Source organism: Reticulibacter mediterranei, assembly GCF_016587455.1.
In genome coordinates this window covers 5,275,756-5,301,082 of sequence record NZ_BNJK01000001.1, presented here as the reverse complement: position 1 = coordinate 5,301,082, position 25,327 = coordinate 5,275,756, and the positions used below count along the sequence as shown (strand labels likewise).

Here is a 25,327-nt window from a genome sequence, read left to right as displayed (position 1 = left end):
TCGCTAAAAGAGCAGAGAGGGAAACCGCGATAGATAAAGTAAGGAGCAAAAATGGGAAGCATTTTTAATCCACGCGATCCAAAGTGGAGCAAAGAATCCCAAGAATTCCTGGAACCCAGAGGGATCATTCCCGCAGTCATCGAGTCAACGCCACGCGGCGAGCGCTCCTGGGATCTCTACTCGCGCCTGTTAAAAGAGCGCATCATCTTTATTGGCACCCCGATCGACGATCAGGTTGCCAACAGCATCGTTGCTCAATTGCTGTACTTGCAGAGTGAGGATGCAACCAAAGACATCAGCATGTATATCAACTCGCCCGGCGGCAGCATCTATGCTGGCCTCGCCATCTACGACACCATGCAATACCTGCGCCCCGAAGTCTCGACGGTCTGTATGGGCATGGCAATGAGCATGGGCGCGGTCCTGCTGGCCGCTGGTCAGAAGGGCAAACGCTACGCTCTGCCAAACGCCACCATGCTGATCCATCAGCCTCTCGGTGGCGCTGAAGGTCAGGCGGCAGATATCGAGATTACGGCGCGCGAGATCCTGCGCCTGCGCCGCAGCCTCTATGATATCTTGTCTCACCATACCGGCCAGACTCCTGAGCGCATCATGCAGGACTCCGACCGCAACTACTACCTGACCGCACCTCAGGCCGTAGAGTATGGTCTCGTTGACGATCTCCTGACTCCAGCCGAACAGTAGTTTTCACTGCTCAAAACAAAAATGCTGAAGCTCTCTTCAGTGCTATTTGCGCCTGAAGAGAGCTGGTGTACACAGCATTTTAACAAATGTGGAATGGATACGATGTATATGTATGTCGTATCCATTTTCATTATTAAGCGAAGGAGAAAGCAGACCCATGCCTAAAAAAATCGTGCCATCACTAACCGGAAGAACAATTCGCTGTATTCTCTTCGATTTTGGTGACACTCTATGGACACGCAAGGACGCTGCTACCTGGCAACAGGCCGAGCAGGCTGGCAACAGGCGGGTCGTTGAGCTTCTCCATACGCTATTCCCGACCGAGGCGTTTCCTGCCACTGATCCAACTGCGTATGGCGAGCAGTTCCGCAAAATCGTCGAGACACAGGCGCGCCAGATCCAACAACCTGGATACGAGCCAGATTTCGCTCTTGCCACTCAACAGGCTCTTCAGCAGATCGGCCTGCCAACCGTAGAGCCTGCTATAGCCGCTGAAATCTTCGAGGCGTTGCGCGTGCGCATACCCGAATCGCGCCACCTCTTCGACAATATTCTCCCCACGCTGGCCGAACTGCAACACCGGAACTTTCTCTTAGGCGTGGTCACAAACCGCTGGTATGGTGGCGAGCCATTTTTAGAGGATCTCCAGATCATGGGTCTGCTCGATTATTTCGATGCCGACCATATGGCAATCTCCGCAGATCTGGGCATCCGCAAACCCAACCCGGCCATCTTCCAATATGCGCTCGATGCACTGCGCATCCCAGCAGAAGAGGCGGCAATGGTTGGTGATTCGTTTGGTGCTGATGTCGTTGGAGCGAAACATCTCAATATCTTCGCCATCTGGAAAACCTCACCCCGGCTGCTCGCTGAAGTCAGCAAAACCCTGCCCGCTGGAACACCTCTTGACGGCGAGCATCTGGTCGCATATTCTTACAAGAGGAGCGCACAAAAATATGGTCTGTCTCCAGAGGATAGCCAGGCGCGCCCCGATCTGATTATCGAGCATCTGCAAGAATTGCTGGATGTCTTTCTAAAGGCTGGCCCACAGTGACGCCAACGATACGCAAATGGCTATTTGAAATACTCTATCGCAATCGCTACCTGTACCGCTTTGCCAGCACCGTGCCTTTTGCGGGTCAATGGCGCGTCTGGCAACAACTGGTGCTATCCCGCATTCGCGGCATGGATGTTCTAGAACTCGGCTGTGGCCTGGGTGATCTTCAGGTCGATCTGCGCAAAGCAAGCTATCAATCAAAAGCCATTGAGCGCTCTCCCCAGATGGTAGCGGCGGCGCGCAATGCCCTGCGACGACATAGATTGGGCGATCCAGCCAATATCATTCAGGGATCAGCACAATCCCTCCCCTTTGGTGACGCCTCGTTTGATACGGTCGTCAGCACGTTTCCCTCCGAATACATTTACGATCCCGATACGATTGCGGAGGTCGAGCGCGTGTTGCGTCCCGGCGGTCGCCTGATCGTCATTGAGGGGGCAAACCTGCTACCCGTTGGTTTCATCCAGCCGTTGCTTGTGCTGATCCAGGTGCTCGTCTATGGTCCCGCCGCGCTCTTTGGACGACACAAGCAGGGCCAGATTGAGGAGGTCGATGCGCCCAGGAAGCAGACGAAACACGCAGATGACACCGTTACCGAAGTCATTCCTGATGCCTGGTTTGGACGCCACATCCCGTTAGAGCGCTTCGGGTTACAACGTCGTTCCGAAGTGGTCCGTAGCCGGCGCTGGGAGGTCTACATCACGATTGGAGAGAAAATCCCCTGGCCTGCTGATCCAAAGGAGTCCTGATCTTTTGAAACAAGCGGAACACTGGCGAGGGACTATCTCCGCCAATATCGCCGTCCTCTTTTTCGGGCTGGCTGGCGTGCTGGGCAAGCTCAGTACACTATCCTCGCCCTTTATCGTCTTAGGGCGCGTGTTCTTTGCCAGCCCTGTGCTGCTGACACTGTGCCTGCTGCAAAAACTACCCTTGCGCCCCAAGACCCTACGCGATGGCATCACCTTAGTTGGTCTGGGTGCCTTGCTCGCCCTGCACTGGACAACCTTCTTTCAATCCATCGCCGTCTCCAACGTCGCCATCGGCCTGCTCTCCTACTCCAGCTTTCCACTCTTTACCATGATCTTAGAGCCGCTCCTGCTCCATCAGCGCCTCAGTCACATCCATGTCGTCGCGGCCCTGCTCATCCTGCCCGGCATCTATTTACTGGTCCCTTCGTTCACATTCCAGAACCAGACCACCCTGGGCGTCTTCTGGGGCGTTCTATCCGGGGCTACCTTTGCACTACTCTCCGTGACAAATCGCGGGTTGGGTGAGCGCTATCCAAGCCTGGTGATCAGTCTGTATCAGGATGGTGTGGCGACGCTTCTGCTGCTTCCCGCGCTCTTTCTGGGGTCGGGTAATGCGCAACTCTGGACTCCCCGCGAACTCCTTATTCTCCTCTTCCTGGGGGTGTTTTGTACGGCTCTGGCCCACACCCTCTTCATCGCCAGCCTGCGCTCGATGACGGCCCAATCAGCCAGCCTTGTTGCAAGTCTCGAACCGGTCTGGGGTATCGTCTTTGGCATCATCCTGCTCCAAGAGTTGCCCACGCTCACCACACTGCTCGGCGGCGTCCTGATTGTTGGCGCAGTCATGCTCCCGGCATTGCTCACGGTCATTGTATCTCGTGCAAAATAAAATAAATATATACATATAGCAATACAACATTTTCCAGTATATTCTTCTCTTTTTATTGACTACAAGCAACTAATCCATTACAATACAGCAGAACGATCAGGATAAGTGGGAGGGGGAAATCTCTATGTCGAATATGCCGGAAGCGCAGAGTTCAGCCGCACGAAGCAATCAGGATCATTTGTTGGGGCGAAAGTTGCGTGATGGAGAGTATCTCGTGCAGCGTGTGCTGGGTCATGGCGGAATGGGCAAAGTCTATCTCGCTATGCATACGTCGCTGGAGATGCCTTTTGCGCTCAAACAGGCCCGCGCCGATCAACCCCTACCAGAAAGCGTCATTGCCGAGCTTGATCTGGCTTTGCAAGGTGGAGAACATCCCCAACGTTCCATCCCAGGACAATCACAAGAACGAAGTTTTCCCGCCACAGGAGGGGTCCATACCGACCGTTTTTTGCGAGAAGCCCTGCTCCTAACGCGCCTGCAACATTCCGCAATCCCGACACTCTACGACTACTTCTTTGAGGATGGCTTCTGGTATCTGGTCATGGATTATATCCCTGGCCCCACGTTCAGCCACTATTTACGTAGCAACGCGCCCCTGCCGCCGCTGGAAGCGCTGAATTATGCCATACAAATCTGCGATGTCCTCGATTATCTACACCGTCAATCTCCCAGCATCATTTTTCGCGATCTCAAGCCCTCCAACCTCATTTTGACGCCCGATGGCGCGCTCATGCTGGTAGATTTCGGCATCGCACGGTATTTCAAAGCAGGGCAGGTCAACGATACAATGGACCTCGGCTCCCCAGGCTACGCTTCTCCCGAACAATATCAAGGCGAAGGCCAGACCGATGGCCGCTCCGACCTGTTTAGCCTGGGCATCATTCTGCACGAAATGCTCACCGGCAAACGCCCTTCCTCTATGACCAACGGCGCACTCAATGAGCTGCCCATCTCGCCTTCTATGGCTGGCCTCATCACACTGGCAACACGCCCGGAACCAGATCAGCGCTTTCAATCAGCACATACTTTTTACCTTGCGCTCGAACGTATCTATTCTATTGAAGAGCAGCTTGCCTATCAGCGCCACATCGAGGCAACCAGCAATGCGCTCAACAACACGTCGTCGAAAGATCAGCCTTCCACAGAGCAGAACGAGCTGGAAGCAGTCCCCGATCCCGATGCCGCCGAACTGGTCGAGTCGGTTCCAGCCCCAGTTGTTCAACCAGTAAACAATACCATAGCGCTCCGACTCACTTTGCCGATTATGCCCGTGTTATCGTTGAACCTGGAACAGCGTCAGCAGACACGCGACGCACTTCAGCAGGCACGTCGCGAACGTTTGAAAGAGGAGAGCCTGGAAATTCAGATGGCATCGGTCGATGAAAGCTTGAAACGTCGCTCGCTGGTCCTGCTCTCACAAACTTCGCACTCGCAAGCGATCAAAAAGCCTGAGATGCCACCAGCAGAGCCTCAGCAAGAGCCGCCGGCACAGCACAAACTGCCTGGCCTGCTCAAAGTATGCTTCATCTTCACGCTGATAGTATGCCTCTTGCTGGCCTCGCTCTTCTCGTATATACACATTACTCATCGCGCCATTCCCGTTATCAGCAGAGGTCCATCGCCATCCCCAACCAGCGCCCACACATGGAGCGGAACATGGCAACCCTTACCGTCGCCACCATCAACGGAAGCCGACAACACCGCTATCTACGTACAATCAGGAGGACGCTTCTACGTCTATATGAGCGGAGGTTATCGGGGTACGCAGGCAGCGCCGCAATATGATCGCAACCTGTATCGCTACGATATTCTGACGGCGCGCTGGGAGCAGGTCGGCATCAAGAGCCTTCCGGGGATGCTCAATAACTCGGTCGCTGAAGACGAGCATGGCCAGTTGTTTTTCACGACAGGGTATTCGACCGACGCGTATAAAGTGATACCGCTCCTGACGCTGTATCAGCCCGAGACTGACCACATGCGCAAGATCACGCCCCCAGCTGGTATCGCCTTCGGCTTCGCAACGGCAATGCTGGCAGATCAGCAGGGCCATCTCTATCTGACGGAGGGCTATCAGAAAGCCGGTGATCCATCCATCGAGGCTGGCACTGGCTGGTATCGTTACGATATCGCAACAAGAACATGGCACACGCTGGCCCCACTTCCGGTCGGTCTTGGCTACACAACGCTGGCAAATGATGCCAATGGTGACATTCTGCTGCTCGGTGGAGCAACCGATGCTGGACAAACGCATCAGTCGGGGCGCGTCTATCGCTACAATATCACGCACAATCAATGGCAGCAGGAGCCATTAACACTGCCACATCCGCTGAGTGGTTCGGCAAGTTGTGCTATTGATAGTGATCATCTTCTCGTTATCGGGGGCTACGATGCGAGTAGCAAGCAAGGATCACACGAGACATGGCTTATCAATATGCGGACGCAACGCTGGACACAACTCGACTCTTTCCCCAAAGGCGGAACAGTGCTGGGAGCGGTCGCCTGCGATGGTCGCGGTCACGCCTATCTGATGCGCGGAGCCAGCGATCCCAAACACCCAACAGCGGATTTCTGGCTCCTGACCGTTCAAGAGGGATGAATGACCTCGCCGATTAACGGGCCTGCTGTCACCGATGCTTCACTCCATCGATAGCAGGCCAGCAGCGCGTCATGCACACTCTCAGCCTCGGACTCTGTACGCGCATGCACCTCAACTAGCGGCTCTCCTGCACGGAGCTGATCGCCCAGCTTTGCTTGCAAGATCAGCCCGGTACGATGATCAATCGGATCGCCCTTCTTAAAGCGTCCGGCCCCCAGGCTCATACTGACCAACCCTATCTTCTCGGCATCAATACCAGCAATATAGCCACTACGCGGCGCAACCACCATGCTACGCACTGGTGCTGCGGGCAAGAGCGAAGGTTGCTCCACCTGACCAGCATCTCCTCCCTGGGCAGCAATCACTTCCGCCAGTTTTGCGACGCCGGCTCCCGAACGCACAGCCCGCTCGACTTGCTGTTTAGCCTCACTCATACCTGGCGCATTCCCCGTCATGACCAACAACTCGGCGACCTCGTGATAACATAGTTCGCTGATATCGCGTGGCCCTCTGCCGTGCAGGATCTTTATCGCTTCAGCCATCTCCAACGCATTGCCGACCGCATAGCCCAACGGTTGCTCCATTGAGGTAATCGCCGCCACCGTATGCATACCGGCCAGTTTCCCGATCTCCACCATCGCCACCGCCAGTTCACGAGCCTGCTCCTGCGTCTTCATAAAAGCGCCACTGCCAAATTTGACATCGAGCAGCAGATGCGAACTGCCAATGGCCAGCTTCTTGCTCATAATGCTGGTAGCGATCAACGACAGGCTGCTCACGGTTGCGGTGACATCGCGCAGGGCATACATCTTGCCGTCAGCAGGAGCGAGATCTTGCGATTGACCGGCCAGCACTATATTGTGTTTCGTCAATATATCAATAAACTCAGTACGTGAAAGCGTGGCGCGAAACCCATCAATCGCTTCTAGCTTATCAACTGTACCTCCGGTATGGCCTAGACCACGCCCGGTCATCTTGCTTACCGCGACGCCACAGGCTGCCGTCAATGGTGCTACGGCCAGCGTGACCTTATCGCCCACACCACCAGTGCTGTGTTTGTCCACTACAGGCGTCACGATATCGCGCACACGCAACTGCTCGCCCGAACGCATCATCGCCAGCGTCAAATCGCTGGTTTCGCGTGCGTCCATCCCGCGCCAATAGACGGCCATCAACCAGGCCGCCATCTGATAATCGGGAATAGTGTCTCTTGTATACTGATCGATCAACCAGTCAATCTGTTCTGTAGTCAGCGCTTCTCCATCGCGCTTCTTGCTAATTAGCTCGACTATTTGCATGGATTTTCCCGACTGCCTTTTTATTCCTCCGTCAACACAATACGTATGGCGTCACTACTAAAGCCGTCTTCCGTCTCTATTTGATAGCGCTTCAACATCTGGCTACCAAGCCGCACATTTTGATCAAACTGCACCATTCCATTTGTATAGTTATATTTATCGGCCTTTTCTGGTGAAACTCCCTGAATGATCACCGTATCAAATTGTGCTGAGTGATATGCTTTTAATGCCTTATAGAGCGTGGCGACCTGCTGCCAACCGGTACAACTGGGGTAGCCGATACGCACAATCTTTTTGCGTCCATAGCTTTCGCTCTCATCGAGGATGGTATACGCCAGTGCCCCAACCTCTAAATCCTGCAACTGGCGTACGGTGCGTGGAGGAAATGCTGTCGGCGGCTCTGCAACGGGAGTTGCAGCGCTGGCATCGGGAGCTGATGGTGCGGCCTGCTGTCCACTATCGGCTCTCCTGCCTCGCGTTGCAGGAGCAGTTTGCGCTGGTCCCGTTGGGCGCAGACGTGAAGCATTTTGTGGCGGGCGTGGCGGCACAATCGATGGTTGCTGTGCCGCGGCCGGCTGTGGTGGGCGCGGTTGTGCATATGTGGGTCGTTGAGGTGGCGTATTTGGGGTATACGACGCTCTCGCCGGGGGTGAAGATTGCGTAGGAGCTGGCATCTGGACGATATCTCGCCCACAACGAGCACAGAATCGAGCTTGATCTGCATTCAGACCACCACAATAGGGGCAACGCATAACGAACCCTCCTGATGAAACATCGTTAAGATGATACATACTGCACTGTAGTATATCATACCCCTTATCCCATCAACAGACTTCGCTATCCCTGCCTCACAATAGCTTCCACCAGTTTCGCATTCGAGTTCGTCTTCTCAAAGAGGCGTATTACCTGCTCGGTACTCTCACGCCGGGGTAGATCAGCCATGCGCCTTCTCACAATCGCCATTGCCCTTAACTCATCGGGCGAGAGCAACCGCTCTTCCTGCCGTGTGCTGGATTGTGTCACATCGATGGCGGGAAAGATACGTCGATCGGCCAGCTCGCGCGAGAGCCGTACCTCCAGGTTGCCCGTTCCCTTAAACTCTTCATAAACAACCTCATCCAGACGGCTTCCCGTCTCTACCAGACAGCTCGCAACAATTGTCAGGCTGCCGCCCTCTTCCAGAGCGCGCGCCGCACCGAAAACACGGCGTCCAACCTCCAATGCATGGGCGTCGATGCCACCAGAAAGCGTTCGACTCCCATATCCACCACGCGCGTTGCGTCCTCCAGACCACATATCGCTGCTCAGGTTATGCGCACGGGCCAGTCGCGTCAACGAATCGAGCACCATGATTACATCATGGCCTTGCTCAACTTCTCGCTTTGCATCTCTCAAAGCATCCTCGACAATGCGCCCATGCCGGGAAACGCGCTGATCGAAGCTTGATGCATACACATGCACCATCGGCCCGCGAACCTCCATGCGCCACTCCGTTACCTCTTCGGGACGCTCATCAACAAGACAAAGAAACAGATGTGCCTGGGAATGATTCGCCAGGATTGCAGCAGCTATTTGCCGCAAAATCGTCGTTTTCCCCGCCTGGGGTGGAGCAACTATCAATGCTCTCTGTCCGAACCCTAACGGTACGAACAGATCTATCAAACGCGTTGCCACAGGTGTTGCTCCTGTCTCCAGGGTAATCCGACGATCGGGATGTATCGGGGTAAGTTTTTCAAAGGGAGTACGTGTTGAAGCCACTCGTCCTCAGCCTCCTGTCTGCTACTAGCGGGTCCACGCCTCCCCTTACTGTATCACATCAGGTCAAACTTTCCATAGCGATGTTCTAATAGAAGGCATACGTGCTCATCAATGCTTTTTAACGGCCGCTGCCCAGCGCGGGAAGGAGCAGTCTATTTTCGCAGCGCTTCAACTCACCAGTAAATTGTTCAATGCGATGGAGAAAACGTGGGAGAGGGCCGGTATTTTCAATAACACGCACCAGTTTGTGAATGCCAAACTCAACTTTGAGGTGTTCGGCCATATACCGTTTATTATCCCTGGCGTAATACCAGCGAAAAATATCGTCGGAAAAAGAGGGATGATCGTCATTCGTCTCGGAATGCTCCACGCGCTCATGAACACGGCGCAAACAGGTCTCAATATCTGCATCTAAAAAGAGGAAGTAAGAATCTTGCAGAAAATCGGCGGAGAATTGCTTCAATGCCATGTGGTAGTCATCGCGGGCGAACTCAATAGTCAATAGATCTACATGTTCCATATACGCTTGCGCCCTCTTCTCTAGATCTTTCAAGGCATCATCAAAGACTGTGAAATCTGTAGCATCGAAGCCATTGTGGGGAGTAGGTTGAAATTTCTTATGCTCGGTGTCGGCCAGAAACATTTCCCATAGGATATCATAATCGTTAAAGTGTTTCACTCTCCAGTCCTGATGTCTCATCAGGTGGTTCAGATGACGTGCAGCGGTGGATTTACCGCTTCCAGGACGGCCCAATACGAATACTTTTACAACCATAAGACTACTCTCCTGCTAGCTAACACTCATGATCATGCTTTTTTTCAGCACGTACACAACTCCTTTCCCGCAACTCCACAAACAAAACAATCCTGTGCGCTCTTCTCTCGCTAAAATGAGAGAAGGCGCATCTACTGCGCCCCTGAATAGAACAAACTACCTGTCCATCACTCATGTATTGCACTGCCCTTGTGCATATCTTCGCCGTTGACATACCTCCCACGCATTACTCTATGGACATCTATCTGTCTTTTCTTGCTTGCGCCCCTTTCGCACCTGACGGAGCGCATCCTGCTTATATCTATTGACTAGGGACGTACCATCCCTGGTGATAACGCGGGAAGAAGGTGGTTAGCTTTAATAGAACCTAGTATAGCGGAAATTTTGTAAAAAACAGCCGAAAGCAACCAGTCGTAGGCGAAAAAGGCTATACCTCTATTTAGACAGACCTACCAATGTATCGCCTAGGGGCCTGGCTCTATTCGGTCGATAGCAGAGGAATGATTCCCCGATTATGCGGGTCCCAACTTACCACAACATCACCACCCACTCGCTTTCCAATATCTAACCCCTCGTCCAAAAATCGCATTAAAAGCAGCCTCGCCTCAACAATAGCGTTTTCAGTGGAATATCGCTGCAAAATCTCGCGCAATTTGCTATGGAAATACGATGAAACAGCCAGACGTACTGTGATATTGGAGAGCGTGACCATATTTTCTGGCAGCGTTGGCTGTCCAGTCGGAACGCGTTGCGGATCTATCTGATACGATCCCTTCAATACTTTTCTGAGCAGCTCAGCCTTCGCTCGCGCCTGCTCCAATGGAATTCCCTGGAGAACTAGAAAGAAGCGGTCAGCGTTGACACGATAAAGCTCGCATTTGCCATCATCCTTAAAAGCGCGCAGTTGTCCCAGGATGCGCAGCCCCACCGCCCGGCTAATATCCCTGGCCATCCGATCTCCGTACTTATTGGCCAGGCTGCTCTGGTTATCGATATCGATGGCAATAAACGAGACAACATCTCTGGGCTGATCTTCTGCACTCACCGTCATCACATCGCACAGAATGCCTTCGATATGCAAGGCGAAGGCATTTTCAGCCAGGAACTCGCGAAATAATGGGTCCACACTACCCGGCATTGCGATGAGATCTCGTAATTTCCCTCTGGGACGCAGACGGACGCTGTACGTATCCAACAACTCGCCAATCATGTTTCCCATCAAACGCAAGACGCGTTGATCATCATCAGAAAAGGCATGGGGAGCTGATGCCGCGACATATAGTACCGCAATCGACATACCATCCTGCCCCTCTATCGGTACGGCAATTGCCGAGCGGACGCGTTCGTCATCATCGTTGCGGTTCAGGCCGCTCTCTTCGGAGCGACCCATCGGCCTATCTTCACCGGAGATGATGGGCTGCGAAACGATGTGTCCACTCTGAAAGGCGCGCAGGCAGGGGCCGATGGCCGATCCCAACGGGTGGACGGCGGTGACATTTACTTTATAGGGAGAAAGAGCACTTTGCGCTCGTACGATGAGTGCCCGTTGTTGCAAAGAGAGAACCGAGGCGGGATGATTTGGTAACAGGATGCAACTGAATTTCCAGCGCGGCACCCCATATTCCGTTTTCCCTCCAATCGTCACAATCACTTCCGCCAACCCTTTGAGCACCATATCTTCATCGCTGCCGATATTCTCCAGATCGGTAACTGATTCCAGCACATCACGCATACCAATGCCAAAGCAGGAACGCGAACGTTGCACATCTTCATAAATCGGTCCCAACAATTGATGAATAGCGTCCACGATTGCTCGTGAAAGGGTCAAACGTCGCGACCGACGATCCAGGAGGATCAATGTATGATCTGATACAGCCTCTTCCACGTGATCTTCCGTCATCACAGCCAACGGAAGCAAGCGATAATCGGTTGCATAGTCGAAAGTTGGGGCAGCTACCAGCAAGGTATGCGAGGAGCGGCTCGGATCAAGCCAGCCGATAAGCGATTCTCCCAACTTTACACATTCTTCAACGCTCTGGATCGTCTCCGCTGGAACCGATGGCTCCAGAGGCAGGATGAGGGCCGCGGTCGCATATGGAATATCTTCACAGATGAGCATAAGTGAGAGGCGTAATGCACGAGAGACGAAATAGCGCCAGAACAGTTCGTTGCGCGCCCTATCAACGCGGGGAGGAATGGAGAGAAACAGGCTTTTCTCATGGCTCCCTTGCGCCCCACGTCGTTCAAGCAGCAATGGATGGTCGCTCTCTCCATACACGGTATGCCAGATCAAGCCAACATCAGGAGGAATATCGCTGGGTGCATACCCGGCATCGATCAACTCCCGAATAATAGCCAGTTTATCCAGTTCTCCAGGCGTATATAATCTACGCCCCTTTGGGCCTGTCGGACGTAGAGGTGAAAGCAGGCCATATTCTTCCCAGTCGCGCAAGCGATTCTCGCTCAACTGAAACAGCTCTGCCGCACGACTGATGGTTACAGAAGCCTCAGCACGCCCCTTCTCCATGTAGCGCTGAATACGTTCCTGCGCTTCCATGTCTTGCAAATGCTCACGAATCCGTTGTCTGCTCCGCTCGTCCATGTTTTATTCCCTCTAACATGTACACCTGTCTCGTTCTACCGGGCGTATGCTTAATAGTAACATATAAAACAGCTTTTTGTATAGTTACCTATCATCACAAAATTAACTTTCATGACTATCCTGTTTAACAATAAATTTTCCTACCAACTTTCTTTACATCCACTAATTTTCCTTAGTATTATACTCTCTTTTCCCGAACAAAATTCCGATGATCACCCTACAAATACGAGGATTTGTACCTCATCCTCAAAAAATTTGGACCCCATCCGTTGACAAATTTCTTCTTTTTCAGGTACTATTATGATAGTGAAACATGAAATTACTTATTGCACACTAACATTCTTGACATTACCTTTGGATACTTCACGACGTAGAATGAAAAGCTCATCTAGACACGACCAGACAATGATGCTTACCAGGCATTTTTGATGGAGGTATCGCTCGTGAAAACGGCAACGGCTTGCTTAACCACAGAAGAATGTTCCCTGGATGACGAACAACAGTGGCACGATCTCTACAGTTGGCTCCTTCCTCTGGTTGAGATGTGGGTCTACTACGCCGATGTTCCGTCCTGGCTGGGACAGCAAAAAGAAATTTCTGAGGATATTACGCAGGAGGCGTTGCTGCGCACATTCCGTTACAGCCAACGTGCCGAGCGAGGGGAGGTTCGTTCCATTGCCTCTCTCAAATCATTATGTAGAACGATAGCACAAAATCACTTCCGCGATAGGCGCAAAAAAGAGCGCTGTCTCGTCCGCCCAACACTTGAGATGCCTCTGCTCGAAACAATCGATCCAACAAATGACCCAATTGATCCTTCACAAATTGCGGTGGATCGCATGATGCTTTCGGCGGTGATCGTCGCGGCGGCCCGCACTGTAATCAAGTTTCCCCAGCGCCAGCGTATTGCACTCCTGACCGACCTCGCGAATACAGCGGACTTCGGCGAGCACCCGGGCCTGCTCGAGCAGGCATTTTCAGAGGAAGGCATCTCCCTGCGCGATTACTCCCAGCCACTATCGCAGGAACAGGGTGAGCGCAACCGCCATGCTGCCCTGCTCTGCATCGCATATAAAAGGCTGCGCAAGGAGATCGAGGTGTAGTTCTTGTCCATTTAAAAACTTATCCTACAAAATTTTCAGCAGTATGCTCATTATGCGTCTAACTCTTTGAAGATCCCAATTTTCTCAAGGAGAATTTAGAGCATGGAAATGGAGCAACCTCAACAACAGCCTGTAGTTGACGATGATACCTACATAAAAATCTGGTTGGCTGACCAGGACTTCGTGAAAACGCGGTGGACCATCACAACTTTTTTTATGAGTGTAAGCTTTGCTATCCTAGCTTATTCTTTTCAAACCAACATGACTATAGCAACTGCCCTGGCTATACGAGTTTGCGGACTGGTGGTTTATTGTTTTTCTGTAGTAATGTACCTTCACTTCTACGAGCATAACAAATTTTTACGTAAATACCTGATACATATGGAAAAGTCAGGCCGAGCAACGCTGGATATTCAAAGCAAACTTTACGAGGAACCGAGGAACAAAAATCAACGTTCTACTAGCAGGTGGTTAATCGGACTGGCTTTTCTTTACGCATCGGGAGTGTTTTTACTCTTTTTACTTCATTTATGATAAATTATCATTTATATGTAAATATATAAATTTATGCTTTTCCAGTGACTATAATTGCTCTTAGTCACTGGAAAAATTGGATGTATAAGCGTTTTCTAAGAGACTGCTATGGACAAGGAATCTGGTCAGGGAGCATGTTTTCCTCGTCAATATTAGAGAACTCTTTTTCCAGAATACCGTTCACAAAATCCGTTGTACACTCTAGCAGTTGTGACACTGTACCCATATTGTAATAGAGCTTGACCGCCTCTCTAGGTAGCCCGTATTGATGCCATAATTCATCACTGATATAACCCCAATCATCCCGACCATCTTTATAATATGTTTCCATGATCCAGTCAGAGACAAAATGGCAATCCGGCTTCGGAAAATCTGCTAGTCGTTGATGAATACGCCACATACAAGAGTGTAAGTCAGCGTCAACGAAGAGAAAATAAGCATTTTTGAGAAATTCGGAAGTAAAATTGCACAAAGCAGTGCGGTAATTATTACGGGCAAATTCGATAACAATCATGCCTGGTTTTTCTGCGGCGGCAATCTCTTGCCGTACTTCTTTTTCCAACTCTTTCAACGCCTCGTCAAAGACAGAGATATCAAGTACATCAAAACCTTCATACTCTATCTTGCGAAACCTATGAGAGTCTGGACGTTCCTGGTCTTCTAGAAACCATCTATAGAGAAGATCATAGTCTTTACTACGTCGCGTCTCGTACCCTCGTTGCTTTACCATCTCAAGAATATGACGCACAGCAGTCGTCTTTCCACATCCAGGCCTCCCCATGACAAATACTTTTATGAGCATGTCCCCCACCTCCGTTCCGGCCATCGATCACAAAGAAACGTCCTCTCATTACGTTGCCCCATAACGACCTTGAGTTCTGAGATACTAAACATACTAAAATTCCCCCTAAGTCAACAAAAAATAAAAATGCCTGATATCAGGCATTTCAGACTGAGTAAGCACTCTCTTCTTACTCAAACATTCCCCCACGTTTCAAATGCATGAAGAGCTTTATCATAAGCTTTAATCACTTTCCCCCCCTCATCCAGCCCTTGCTTTAATACGCTATCCAACTGCTGGCTAATCTTTGTGCTGATATCAACAACTGAAGAAGATTCCTCCAACAATTGACGTAATTTCTCACGTTTATAAGAACTAACAGCTAGATGGACAGTAATATCTGGAATTATCAAGACGCTATCAGCTACTTCTGACCGCTTCAACGAAATATTGCCAGATAAACTTCTTTGTAGCTTTCCTGCTATTTCGCATGCCTTCTCTAATGAGATTCCACGTAAAATGAGATAAAAACGATTGGCATACATGTAATATAGTTGACAATTCGCTGATCTGGTGACGAGTGATACAATATATTCTTGAATACGCAAACCAATTGCTTTGCTCAGATGGCGCATAATCTGATCGCCATAACGACTGGCAATGCCTTCCTGGTCGTCTACGTCAAGTCCGATAAAGGAGACGACATCGTGTGACTCTGCTGGCTTTTGTCCATCCGAAAAGCTATCTACTTTCTCAGCTATTCCCTCAAATGAAGAATGCAAATTTAACAGCAAGGACTCCAGATCGCTCATAAAGCTGTTTTCAGAGAGAAATTCGTTAAAGAAAATATCCACAACTTCAGGAGTGCGCATTAAACTTCTCAAATCTTGCGTCACCTGAAGGCGCGAATTATAGGTATTCAACATGTTTTCTACGAAACGTCCGATAACTCGGAGAAACTGCTGATCGTCCTTTGGGAACGCGTGTAATTCGTCGGAGGCAACATATAAGACGCCCACTGGCTGGCCGCTTTCTGCCCCTATAGGAACCGCAATATTTGACTTGATATTGCCCTCGACATCAACAAATACAGGCATTCTCTCCTTTAATGAAATTTCGGGGCGGTAAATCACACGTCCACTCTGGAAGGCTCGTATGCTCACACTCGTTTTTGATTTATCAGGTGACAGATCCGACGCTCCCAAAACATAAGGACCATTTGCACTCTGAGCACGAGTATTCAGGCGGCGTTGCTGGAGAGGGAGGGATTCAATAGGAGTATCAGGCAGTAATATAGTACAAAAGCGCCAGCGATCTTCTCCATGTGCTGTCTTGCCTCCTAGCCAGACAACAAGATCCGCCAGACCTTCAAGAATAACATCTTGAAAGCCTGCGATCTCACTCATATTGGTCGCTGATACGCGCTCATCGCGCATTCCAGGCCCAAAGCATGCTCTCATGATCGATGCTTCCTGATAGAGCCGGGAGAGCAAGCGCCGGATCAGTTTCACAAAGGGCGCATTCAGTGACAGCTTCCTCAAGCGTCTATCGGGCCGCTCTAATACAATCAAAGTGGCATCTTCGGGGCTTTCGGACCACTCTTCTTGCCCCATTCTCACGAGCGGATAGATAAAATAATCGGTGGGAAATTGGAAGGATGGACAAGGGGTATAAAGAATATGGGTTGAGCCATCGCTCTTGAGCCAGCCAACAAGCGACTCCCCCAGCATAGAAATCGTTTCAGATGTTGGTATAACCTCGTTCGCCTGACGATGTAATGGCAAAACTAAACCCACAGTCGTATTTGGCAAGTTCTCTCGAATCAACATTAACGACATACGCAATGCCTGGGGCGCGTAATAGCGCCAGAACACCAGCTCTTGTTCAGACTCGATACGCACATCAATAGGAGCAAATGCACTGTCATCTTCGCTCTGCCCACGACTAACATTGGCAGAGTGCAACGATCTCCAGAGGATATCAATGTCGTTAGGGATCTCCTGTAATCCATACTTCGAGTCTATCAGTTCCCGAATAATGGCGAGCTTATCCAGGTCATCTCGCGTATACTGACGCTGCCCACTCTCCTTACGAATAGGATTGAGTAAGTTGAGGCTTTGCATTTCACGCAACTTACTTTCCTTAAATCCAAAAAGTTCTGCCGCTCGCCCTATTGTGATCGTTGCATCGTTTCGCGCTCGCTCAATAGTACTGTGAATACGAGCCTGGACCTCTTCGTCCTGGAGATGTCGCAATACCCTCTGCCGGTTCGTATCTTCCATGCGTACCCCCTGAAAATCTATTCAGCGAAAATCTACTGACGCTATGAGGTTTCCTACAATGCTATTTAGAAATGTTGCAAACAGTGCTATTGCTTAATAGGTAAGCGCTTTCTCTCTCAAGTCCATTATACATGGCTGACAGAAATCTGCATATATATTTATATAGAAGTACTACTGTTCTTAAAACACGATTGAGAAGCCATCATACCTTTACACACGCCATCTCATGAACGGACATATCTGTATGTATCTCACTATCAGGCCAGGATTATCGTTCATATTTTTACGAATTTCTTTACACAAACCTGCAGATCTACTACATAAATCTTATTCTATATGCAGATTATCAGAAACGCAATTGAGAAATCCGACAGAAATCCTACAATCATTTTACACGTCCAACACATTTCCTACAATATTTTAAAGACATCTTCTTTTCATCTCCGCACCATTGACAATTTTTCTCTTTATATTTAAAATTAATCTACAAATATATTTAGATTTTCTGCAACAATTTTAAGTTTTCTATACACATTCACATGATTTTTCAAACATCCTCCAAACTTTAGGACGTTTCATTTAGAGAAGAAGATCGGACAGAAAGTTACCAAAGACACACGGTCGCTATCTCGATGCAGCCGCAAAGCTGCATCACAAGGAGGCACACGCATGATGCAATATACAACCTGTCATGTTACATCAGAGTCTCTTCTTCATAATGAGTGCTTCTGGAAGGATTTGTACGATAAGCTCCGCAAGCCAGTCACAACCTTTGTCCACCGCTACAAAGTCTCTTCCTGGATAGGTCAGGAGGATGACATAATCAACGACATCGTTCAAGAAACCGTCGTGCGTCTCCACAAAAAATTTCTCACCTCTCCTGATGAAGTTTTCTCTATTCAGAACATGGAGGCATTCAGCTACACTGTTGCACTGCGCTATTGCCTCGACTTACGCCGTAAAGAAAAACGCCTGACGCGTCTGCCACAGGAAGGCAATGAGGTAGAGATGTACGCCTTTAACATCGATGATGAACTGGCAAAAACGCTCGAAGCCATCGGCATACAATCCATCCTTACTGATGCTGCACGCATCATTATGGACATTCCAAATAAGCAGCGGCGCGCTCTACTGACAGATCTGGCACGCTACAACGATTTCACGGACACGCCATCAGCGATTGAACTTGCATTTGCAAAAGCGGGCATCCAATTGGAAGAGTACCGCCACTTGCTCCCGCACAATCAGCTGGAACGTTCCCGCTACAACGCCCTGGTTAGTCTTGGATACCGCCGCCTGCGCACTGATTTTCACGCTGCTTATCCGGGATCACCGTGCCCTGCACGAAAACAACGTTCACCCTCTTACTTGCACTAAGGAGCATCTCATGGATATACCAACTATCGTTTTGCTCATCTTGCTCGCTTTCGTTACAGGAACCCTTGTTGGTTTGCTCCTGGCTCGTCCAACATCGTTGCATGAATAACGCTTCACCCGGGGTGCGCGCTGGCTTAACCTGGCACCCCCCTTTTTCCTCTCCTCGCTAAACGGCGTTTCCTGCTATTGCTCTCTTCTCCTTGATACAATACATCTCTTTTCCTCATCGAGTGGACTGTGAAAGGCGAAAAGGCCTCGTGTTCCTTTTGTGGTACAATACCAGAAAACTTCACGCAGCAACGCAACTACCAAAGGATGTAACCATGCCAGAACAGCCAACCACGTACGCTCAACAGTATCTCCCTCTTTTCCAATCCTACCAGGAAGAATATCTCCACCGTTTAACAACACTCGTGAATATCGATTCAGGCAGTGGACAAATCGACGGCATCACCCAGATCATGAGCTACCTGGAACAGTGGCTCACCGAACTGGGCTGCACGGTAACGCTTATTGCAAACGATCTGTTCGGTCCTAATCTGGTCGCCAGGCGAACCGGGAAGGGCAACACGCGCATCTTGCTGGTGGGCCATGTCGATACCGTCTATGGACCGGATGCGACCCGCACCCGCCCTTTTAGCGTTCAGAATGGCATTGCCTATGGACCCGGCGTTATCGATATGAAATGCGGCGTGGTGATGTGCCTCTATGCCCTGCGTGCGCTGATCGAAAGCGGCTTTGAAGACTATGGCGAACTGTGTATCGTCTTCAATAACGATGAAGAGGTTGGCTCTCCTGGCAGCGCACCCCTCCTGCGTGATCTCGCTCCGCAGGTTGATGTCGGACTGGTGCTGGAATCTTCGCGCAACCCGGAAATCGTCACGCACGCGCGCAAAGGGGCAGACAAATATGTGCTAGAGGTACGCGGCGTCTCGGCTCACTCAGGAGCTGAGCCGCACAAGGGACGTTCCGCCGTCGTCGAACTGGCCCACAAGATTCTGGCGATCCAGAATCTTCACACCCTTTTTCCAGGCGTGACCTTCAATGTCACCCGGCTCAGCAGCACCGAACCACTCAATATTGTGCCCGACATTGCACGCTGCCATATCTCTGTACGTGCACATACCGATGAAAGCCTCAATCGTGCCGCCGCCGCTATGGAACAGATCGTGGCAGGTAACACCGTACCCGACACTGTCTCAACACTGACGCGCGCGCGCGGTCGCCGTCCTTATCGCGCCACGCCCGAGGTAATGGAGCTGGTCCATATGGCCCAGATCGAAGGCACGGCGTTCGGCTGGCAAATCGTTTCCGAAGGCAAAGGCGGCGTCTCGGATGCAAACATTTTGATGGCGGCTGGTGTCCCGGCGCTCGATAGCCTTGGCCCCGTTGGTGGTGGCATGCACAATCTCTCGCTCGAATATCTCAAACTGGCCTCGGTCTCGTTGCGCGGCTCCTTGCTCACCGGTCTGATCCGGCGCATCAGCCTGTCAAAATTTACAGGTCGCGAACCGTCCTCTTGACCGGTGACGATTCACTGCCCGTCCTGTATACTTAACGTTATATCGTGTTACAATTACCGTCAATTCCATGCTATTAAACAGATCGAATTGATGGTCTTTGTCTTATCCATTGCAATATCGTTTATTACAGCCAGCTATGTAATTAGAATAGATTATTAAGGAGCGGCATTTATGGCAGTTCGGGGAATGCGTGGTTCTCACGGCAGCAACATGGCCGACTACGTTGAAGAACAGAAAAAAAGTGGGCGCAAAACCGATGCGCGCACCGTCAGACGCATCATACTATCATTTAAACCATATAAAGCACAGGTTATTCTTGTCCTGATCGCAATTATCGTCACCACCTTACTAGGGCTGATCAATCCTCTGTTGATCCAGCGGATCTTTGATGATGCCATCGGTAAAGGCAACGTGACGCTGCTGATCATTTATGTCGTGATTATGTTCGTAACTCCGATTGTATCTGGCATCATCGGCGTAGGACAATCCTATCTCAACAATCGCATCGGTCAAAGCGTAATGCGTGACTTCCGCAATCGGCTCTACAACCATTTGCAAAGCATGTCTTTACGCTTCTTTACCTCGACGCGCACTGGCGAGATTCAATCGCGTCTCTCAAACGATGTGGGCGGTGTACAGGGCGTGGTGACGAATACCGCGACCAGCATCGTCTCCAACCTCTCGACGACCATCAGTACAATCATCGCAATGGTGCTGCTCAGTCCCTTGCTCACAATCATCTCGCTGGGCCTGCTGCCGCTCTTCATGTGGATTACCTATAAAGTTGGCAACGTGCGACGAGCGACGAGCAAAGAGACGCAAAAGAGCATGGCATCGCTAACGGCAATGATGCAGGAAACGCTATCGGTGAGCGGCATTCTGCTGGTGAAAACGTTTGGTCGCCAGCAGTATTCGCAGGATCGCTTCGAGCAAGAAAATCAGAAATTGACCGATTTAGAGGTACGTCAGCAGATGATCGGGCGCTGGTTCTTTATGTTTATCGGCACCTTCTTCTCGGTCATGCCCGCCATCGTTTATCTCGCGGCAGGCTGGCAGATCATCCATCGCGTCCCAATCTTCGGTGCTGGCATGTCCTTTGGTACTATCGTCGCCTTTACCACGTTGCAGAGCAGGCTCTTCTTCCCGGTCGGACAGTTGCTCAATATTCAGGTAGAAATTCAGGGTGCACTGGCCCTGTTCGATCGCATCTTTGAGTATCTAGATCTACCCATCGATATCAAGGATAAACCGAACGCTCTCCAACTCAAACCGGAACAGGTGCGCGGCGAGGTAACGTTCAAGAACGTTATGTTTGCCTATAAGCGCGATGAGGAGGCATCCTCCGACAAAGAAACAGGGCAAGAAGAGCGAGAGCTGGTGGCACAATCCAATCCTATCTCACCGTTAGCCGTTGTGCACACACCAGAGGAGCCGGCACACCAGACGCTCAACGACATCTCCTTCACGATTAAGCCGGGACAACTGGCCGCGCTGGTTGGTCCGAGTGGTGCCGGAAAAACGACGATTACCTATCTCGTTCCTCGCCTCTATGATGTAGACAGCGGCGAAGTGGAGATCGATGGGCATAACGTGAAAGATGTTGCCCTGTCCTCCCTCGGCTCACTGGTCGGCATGGTAACGCAGGAAACGTATCTGTTTCATGCATCGATCCGCGAGAATTTACTCTATGCCCGTACAGACGCCACCGAAGAGGAGATGATAGCAGCCACGAAAGCTGCTGCCATTCACGACCGCATCGTAGAGCTTGACGATGGGTACGATACCATCGTGGGAGAGCGCGGCTACAAGCTGTCTGGTGGCGAGAAGCAGCGCATCGCAATCGCGCGTGTCATTCTCAAAGATCCGCGTCTGCTGATTCTCGACGAGGCCACCAGCGCCCTCGATACACATGCGGAACGCATGATCCAGGCTGCTCTGGAACCATTGATGAAGGGTCGCACGACCCTGGCTATCGCGCACCGCCTCTCAACGATCCTCTCCGCCGACATCATTCTGGTTGTCAATAAAGGCGAGATCGTCGAACGCGGCACCCATCAGGAACTGCTGGAACGCAATGGCCTCTACGCTCAACTCTATCACGAACAGTTCTCGCAATTGCCGCAGGAGGAGGGAGTAGCGTAGATCCATGAGCTAGGAATCAAAGCTGATGAAGCCTGGAAGATCTATATGTTTTTCCAGGCTTCTTTAGTTGATGCAACAGAAGATTTTATGAGAAAGGAAATGGAAAAGAAAAAAGCAGGAGAAGATAAATAATCCTCTCCTGCCTCGATTATAGGACAATATCAAGCGATTTGATCGGTATCGAGTTCTGTTGACTCGCCAACTTCACTTTGCAGGCGTTGTGCTTTGATCTCGCGGCTGCTGCGTGGCGGTAGCTCTGGCAAGGACAACACCAACTCGAAATCGTCGTCGGCTGCTACGCGGTTAAAGCGCTCAAAGTCGCAATCGCAACAGCGATGAACGATAACATACTCTTCATTTGGTCGCTGGAAGTATCCGATTGGCTCCATTGAAGCACCACAGGTACTCATTCTATCGCCCGATTGTCGATCATCGACGTGCCTCGAATAGAGACAAAAGGGACAATGGTTTCTATGATGACCTCCACTGGGCAACGGACAGACAAAACGATGGCAATGCCGACACTTAAACACCTCATCGGACGACTGGCTGTAGCGTGGCTTACGGCGCTCCTCCGAACGGCGTCCCTGACAATATGCTCTATCTTCTTCACAATAGTCGAACTCTTCGTGGGATTGTCTGTTTTCCTTCTCCAAACGCAGGAGCTTCTTGCGTGATGTTCGCACCGGTGAACCTCTTTTTTATCTTGACTCTGCTGTTGACACATAGAAGAGTCCCGGCCTCGTGCATATTCGACGCCTGCTGATCTCTCACAGGCCGTGTTGACCGGGAAGGATAAGAAACAAGGACCGACGCAAAACGTTTGGGAGAATTACACATACAATCTCCTGCTCTTTCTAGCGGCATATGCGCTTGTTGTCATTGTTTTTTAGCAGACAATAGCTGCAATCAAACGGTTCGTACTGCGGAATACTCACCCCATCAGGGCTGGCTCTCATTGCGCCGAAAAAAGACTATAAGCAAGCATTTTCGGGCATGACGATACGCTGAAAATGGGCAAAATGATGCCAGTAATGGTGAGTAAAGGAAAAAGATGGAGGGATGCGCGGAGGTGCTATTTACGAGGTAAGAAAGCTCAGAAGTACATAGCATGAATAAGCCAGACAGATGGAAGCATTCTGGCAATAGACGAGAAACCATGAAGATGTGGCATCATGGACCGTCGCAAAGCTATATAATACTGATTATATCGATTATTTCTACCTGAAAAAACTACTCGTTTCTACATAGATCAACACAGTGATCACCTGAGTAGTTATTTGCTACCTGCCGCGCATCTATATGCGGTGGCTTGCATCAAAACGGACCTTTCTAGGATCTGTCACTCAAACAAAACTATAAGAGAGTATACTGATCCAAAAGCGAGAAGTCAAGATGGACAAATGTGCTATTTTTAATGGACAATAAGTTTGCACACAGAAAAGGATCATTGCTATGCGCATATTTCGTGTTGAAGCGCTGATTAAACGTTCTCCTGAAACCGTGTTTCAACTGCTTACAGATCTTGTGGGCTACGCGGCCTGGCTCCCTCCCTCCTCGCTCTATAGCCAGATAACTGAAATTTCAGAGCAGCCTGTTCAAGTCGGCACAACCTATCTGGACAAAGGAAAAACGTATGACATGCGCGGAGAAGTGACAAAGTATAAGCCATACACACGACTCGCTTTTCATCAGTCGTCATTTATCAACCAGCCAGGAGCACGGGGAGAACTGGATATGCATATTCGCTATATGCTCACTCCCAAAGAAGAAGGCACGCGAGTCCTGCGCACATGCGAGATACGCACTACAGATCTGCTGGCTATATTTCAGCCGTTTGTGATAAGGTCAATACGCAAGGAGAGCGAGCGTATCGTGCAACGGATGAAATGGTATCTGGAGGCACGTTAAGAGGTGAACATAAACTTCATGACATAGAATAGCTATTCATGACATACATTAATATAATTTAACAGAATATAATATCATGCAATTAATAAAAATATATAAATGTATCAATCATAGAAAAATGAGAGGACCATTAAAATAGCTCTATAGTACTAGAGAAACGTATCCGCAAATACACATTACTATCCTCATTGATATAATACATGGGTATAAACCTATCTTGAAGGGAGTTTGTGGATGCAGTCTCAATTTAAACCATCTCATAAAAAAACATCTCGTTACAATCTTTTAAAGGCATTTCTGTTTATAGTCCCGCTGCTGTTGGTAGGAGGAGCTATCTGGTCCGTCTTTGGCTCCATCACCCATCCGGCCGGGGCCGCTCCTGCTCGTTCGGCAGCTATCAACCCGCTTCTCTACGGCACCAATCTCAATCTCGCAGATGACAGTGATGATCAGGCGTTGACTGCACCGGTTGCGCCGCTTCTGCAACAGATGCACATCAAGATCGTACGCATCCCCATGCGGGCGAGTACATCGCAGGCAACTTATATGAAAGCTGCCAATCTGATCAAAAGCGTCGGAGCTGTCCCACTGGTCATCCTGGAGACGCCCGAACACCAGAGCAGCGCCCTCAACGATGATCGGCAAATTATCGTCACAATGAACAATGTCTTTAGTAATGGCATTGTCTACTATGAGTTCGGCAACGAGCCGGATCTCAACAACTCTGACGCAAGCTGGTATATTAATTCCTGGAACAAAAATGTACCAGCACTTCAGAAATTGATGCAGAACGGTCGTCTCGTCGGGCCGTCCACCTATTACGCTAATTATGACTATATCCAAAGTTTTCTCAGCAAAGCTCGCCCGACGCCATCTTTCATTAGCTGGCACGAATACACATGCGATGCTTCCTGGGATGCCTCTGTTTGCATCTCGCACATCGACAACTGGACCACGCATATCTCTAAAATCCGCTCGATCATGAATGCCACCATCCATATATCGTTGCCCATCATTATCAGCGAATGGAACTACACGCCAGCTCACAGCGTTGATGGCGATGGCAAGCACGATAACGCACAATTCATGACCACCTGGACCACAAAGGCGCTGAATGTGTTGGCACAAAATAATATTTATGCCTCCATGCAGTTCTCCGTGACAGGTACAGAAGTTCCCCTGATCGACTCGAAAAACCACATCACCCCACAGGGTTCGGTTTTCGCGAAGATGGGAAGCTAGCAT

The 25,327-nt window shown here is 50.3% G+C and carries 20 protein-coding genes; 12 read left to right on the top strand and 8 right to left on the bottom strand.

Annotation, left to right across the window (positions count from 1 at the left end; all coding sequences use genetic code 11):
- The first annotated feature begins 51 nt into the window (after positions 1 to 51).
- The 5 genes from K3T83_RS22790 to K3T83_RS22770 all read left to right on the top strand — a co-directional run bounded on the left by K3T83_RS22790 (position 52) and on the right by K3T83_RS22770 (position 5,996).
- Complete coding sequence (locus K3T83_RS22790) at positions 52 to 705, top strand: ATP-dependent Clp protease proteolytic subunit (protein WP_220205231.1); 654 nt, start codon at positions 52 to 54, stop codon at positions 703 to 705.
- Between the two features lie 157 nt (positions 706 to 862).
- Positions 863 to 1,759 (top strand): HAD family hydrolase, encoded by an 897-nt coding sequence (locus K3T83_RS22785; RefSeq protein ID WP_220205230.1) that lies wholly within the window; start codon positions 863 to 865, stop codon positions 1,757 to 1,759.
- Entirely contained in the window at positions 1,756 to 2,511 is a 756-nt protein-coding gene (locus K3T83_RS22780; RefSeq protein ID WP_220205229.1) for a class I SAM-dependent methyltransferase, read from the top strand. Before K3T83_RS22785 ends, K3T83_RS22780 begins: the two co-directional genes overlap by 4 nt.
- Positions 2,512 to 2,515: 4 nt before the next feature.
- Positions 2,516 to 3,400: a DMT family transporter gene (locus K3T83_RS22775; RefSeq protein WP_220205228.1), complete on the top strand. Its 885-nt coding sequence runs from the start codon at positions 2,516 to 2,518 to the stop codon at positions 3,398 to 3,400.
- A 124-nt stretch (positions 3,401 to 3,524) separates the two neighbouring features.
- A complete protein-coding gene (locus K3T83_RS22770; RefSeq protein WP_220205227.1) occupies positions 3,525 to 5,996 on the top strand; it encodes a protein kinase domain-containing protein in 2,472 nt (823 codons plus the stop codon).
- Here K3T83_RS22770 and K3T83_RS22765 read toward each other — a convergent pair.
- The 5 genes from K3T83_RS22765 to K3T83_RS22745 all read right to left on the bottom strand — a co-directional run bounded on the left by K3T83_RS22765 (position 5,984) and on the right by K3T83_RS22745 (position 12,429).
- The gene (locus K3T83_RS22765) at positions 5,984 to 7,294 is read right to left on the bottom strand and encodes a thymidine phosphorylase (protein WP_220205226.1); all 1,311 of its coding nucleotides are present in this window, start codon (positions 7,292 to 7,294) and stop codon (positions 5,984 to 5,986) included. The two genes, K3T83_RS22770 and K3T83_RS22765, sit on opposite strands and share 13 nt — an antisense overlap.
- 20 nt (positions 7,295 to 7,314) lie before the next feature.
- Positions 7,315 to 8,046: a zinc ribbon domain-containing protein gene (locus tag K3T83_RS22760; protein WP_220205225.1), complete on the bottom strand. Its 732-nt coding sequence runs from the start codon at positions 8,044 to 8,046 to the stop codon at positions 7,315 to 7,317.
- An 85-nt stretch (positions 8,047 to 8,131) separates the two neighbouring features.
- Complete coding sequence (rho, locus tag K3T83_RS22755) at positions 8,132 to 9,052, bottom strand: transcription termination factor Rho (RefSeq protein ID WP_220205224.1); 921 nt, start codon at positions 9,050 to 9,052, stop codon at positions 8,132 to 8,134.
- 118 nt (positions 9,053 to 9,170) lie between these two features.
- Positions 9,171 to 9,827, bottom strand: coding sequence for an AAA family ATPase (locus K3T83_RS22750; RefSeq protein WP_220205223.1), 657 nt, complete (start codon positions 9,825 to 9,827; stop codon positions 9,171 to 9,173).
- A gap of 478 nt (positions 9,828 to 10,305) precedes the next feature.
- Positions 10,306 to 12,429 carry a MerR family transcriptional regulator gene (locus K3T83_RS22745; protein WP_220205222.1) on the bottom strand — a complete coding sequence of 708 codons (2,124 nt, stop codon included), beginning with the start codon at positions 12,427 to 12,429 and terminating at the stop codon, positions 10,306 to 10,308.
- Between the two features lie 443 nt (positions 12,430 to 12,872).
- Here K3T83_RS22745 and K3T83_RS22740 point away from each other — a divergent pair, with 443 nt between their 5' ends.
- Both K3T83_RS22740 and K3T83_RS22735 read left to right on the top strand, forming a co-directional pair.
- Entirely contained in the window at positions 12,873 to 13,532 is a 660-nt protein-coding gene (locus K3T83_RS22740; protein ID WP_220205221.1) for an RNA polymerase sigma factor, read from the top strand.
- A gap of 102 nt (positions 13,533 to 13,634) precedes the next feature.
- Positions 13,635 to 14,066: a hypothetical protein gene (locus K3T83_RS22735; protein WP_220205220.1), complete on the top strand. Its 432-nt coding sequence runs from the start codon at positions 13,635 to 13,637 to the stop codon at positions 14,064 to 14,066.
- A 106-nt stretch (positions 14,067 to 14,172) separates the two neighbouring features.
- Here K3T83_RS22735 and K3T83_RS22730 read toward each other — a convergent pair whose 3' ends face one another.
- Both K3T83_RS22730 and K3T83_RS22725 read right to left on the bottom strand, forming a co-directional pair.
- Entirely contained in the window at positions 14,173 to 14,868 is a 696-nt protein-coding gene (locus tag K3T83_RS22730) for an ATP-binding protein (protein WP_220205219.1), read from the bottom strand.
- Between the two features lie 173 nt (positions 14,869 to 15,041).
- Positions 15,042 to 17,129 carry a MerR family transcriptional regulator gene (locus tag K3T83_RS22725; RefSeq protein ID WP_220205218.1) on the bottom strand — a complete coding sequence of 696 codons (2,088 nt, stop codon included), beginning with the start codon at positions 17,127 to 17,129 and terminating at the stop codon, positions 15,042 to 15,044.
- A gap of 669 nt (positions 17,130 to 17,798) precedes the next feature.
- Between K3T83_RS22725 and K3T83_RS22720 the strand changes: the two genes are divergently transcribed.
- The 3 genes from K3T83_RS22720 (at position 17,799) to K3T83_RS57270 (ending at position 22,171) form a co-directional block, all read left to right on the top strand.
- A complete protein-coding gene (locus K3T83_RS22720) occupies positions 17,799 to 18,506 on the top strand; it encodes an RNA polymerase sigma factor (protein WP_220205217.1) in 708 nt (235 codons plus the stop codon).
- Positions 18,507 to 18,829: 323 nt separating this feature from the next.
- Positions 18,830 to 20,029 carry a M20 family metallopeptidase gene (locus K3T83_RS22715; protein ID WP_220205216.1) on the top strand — a complete coding sequence of 400 codons (1,200 nt, stop codon included), beginning with the start codon at positions 18,830 to 18,832 and terminating at the stop codon, positions 20,027 to 20,029.
- Positions 20,030 to 20,200: 171 nt separating this feature from the next.
- Positions 20,201 to 22,171 carry an ABC transporter ATP-binding protein gene (locus K3T83_RS57270; protein WP_220205215.1) on the top strand — a complete coding sequence of 657 codons (1,971 nt, stop codon included), beginning with the start codon at positions 20,201 to 20,203 and terminating at the stop codon, positions 22,169 to 22,171.
- A 161-nt stretch (positions 22,172 to 22,332) separates the two neighbouring features.
- On the opposite strand, the gene K3T83_RS22705 is transcribed toward K3T83_RS57270, so the two are convergent.
- The gene (locus tag K3T83_RS22705) at positions 22,333 to 22,857 is read right to left on the bottom strand and encodes an RNHCP domain-containing protein (protein ID WP_220205214.1); all 525 of its coding nucleotides are present in this window, start codon (positions 22,855 to 22,857) and stop codon (positions 22,333 to 22,335) included.
- A 769-nt stretch (positions 22,858 to 23,626) separates the two neighbouring features.
- Between K3T83_RS22705 and K3T83_RS22700 the strand changes: the two genes are divergently transcribed.
- Entirely contained in the window at positions 23,627 to 24,082 is a 456-nt protein-coding gene (locus K3T83_RS22700; protein WP_220205213.1) for an SRPBCC family protein, read from the top strand.
- A gap of 234 nt (positions 24,083 to 24,316) precedes the next feature.
- Positions 24,317 to 25,324, top strand: coding sequence for a hypothetical protein (locus tag K3T83_RS22695; protein ID WP_220205212.1), 1,008 nt, complete (start codon positions 24,317 to 24,319; stop codon positions 25,322 to 25,324).
- The last annotated feature ends 3 nt before the right edge of the window (positions 25,325 to 25,327 follow it).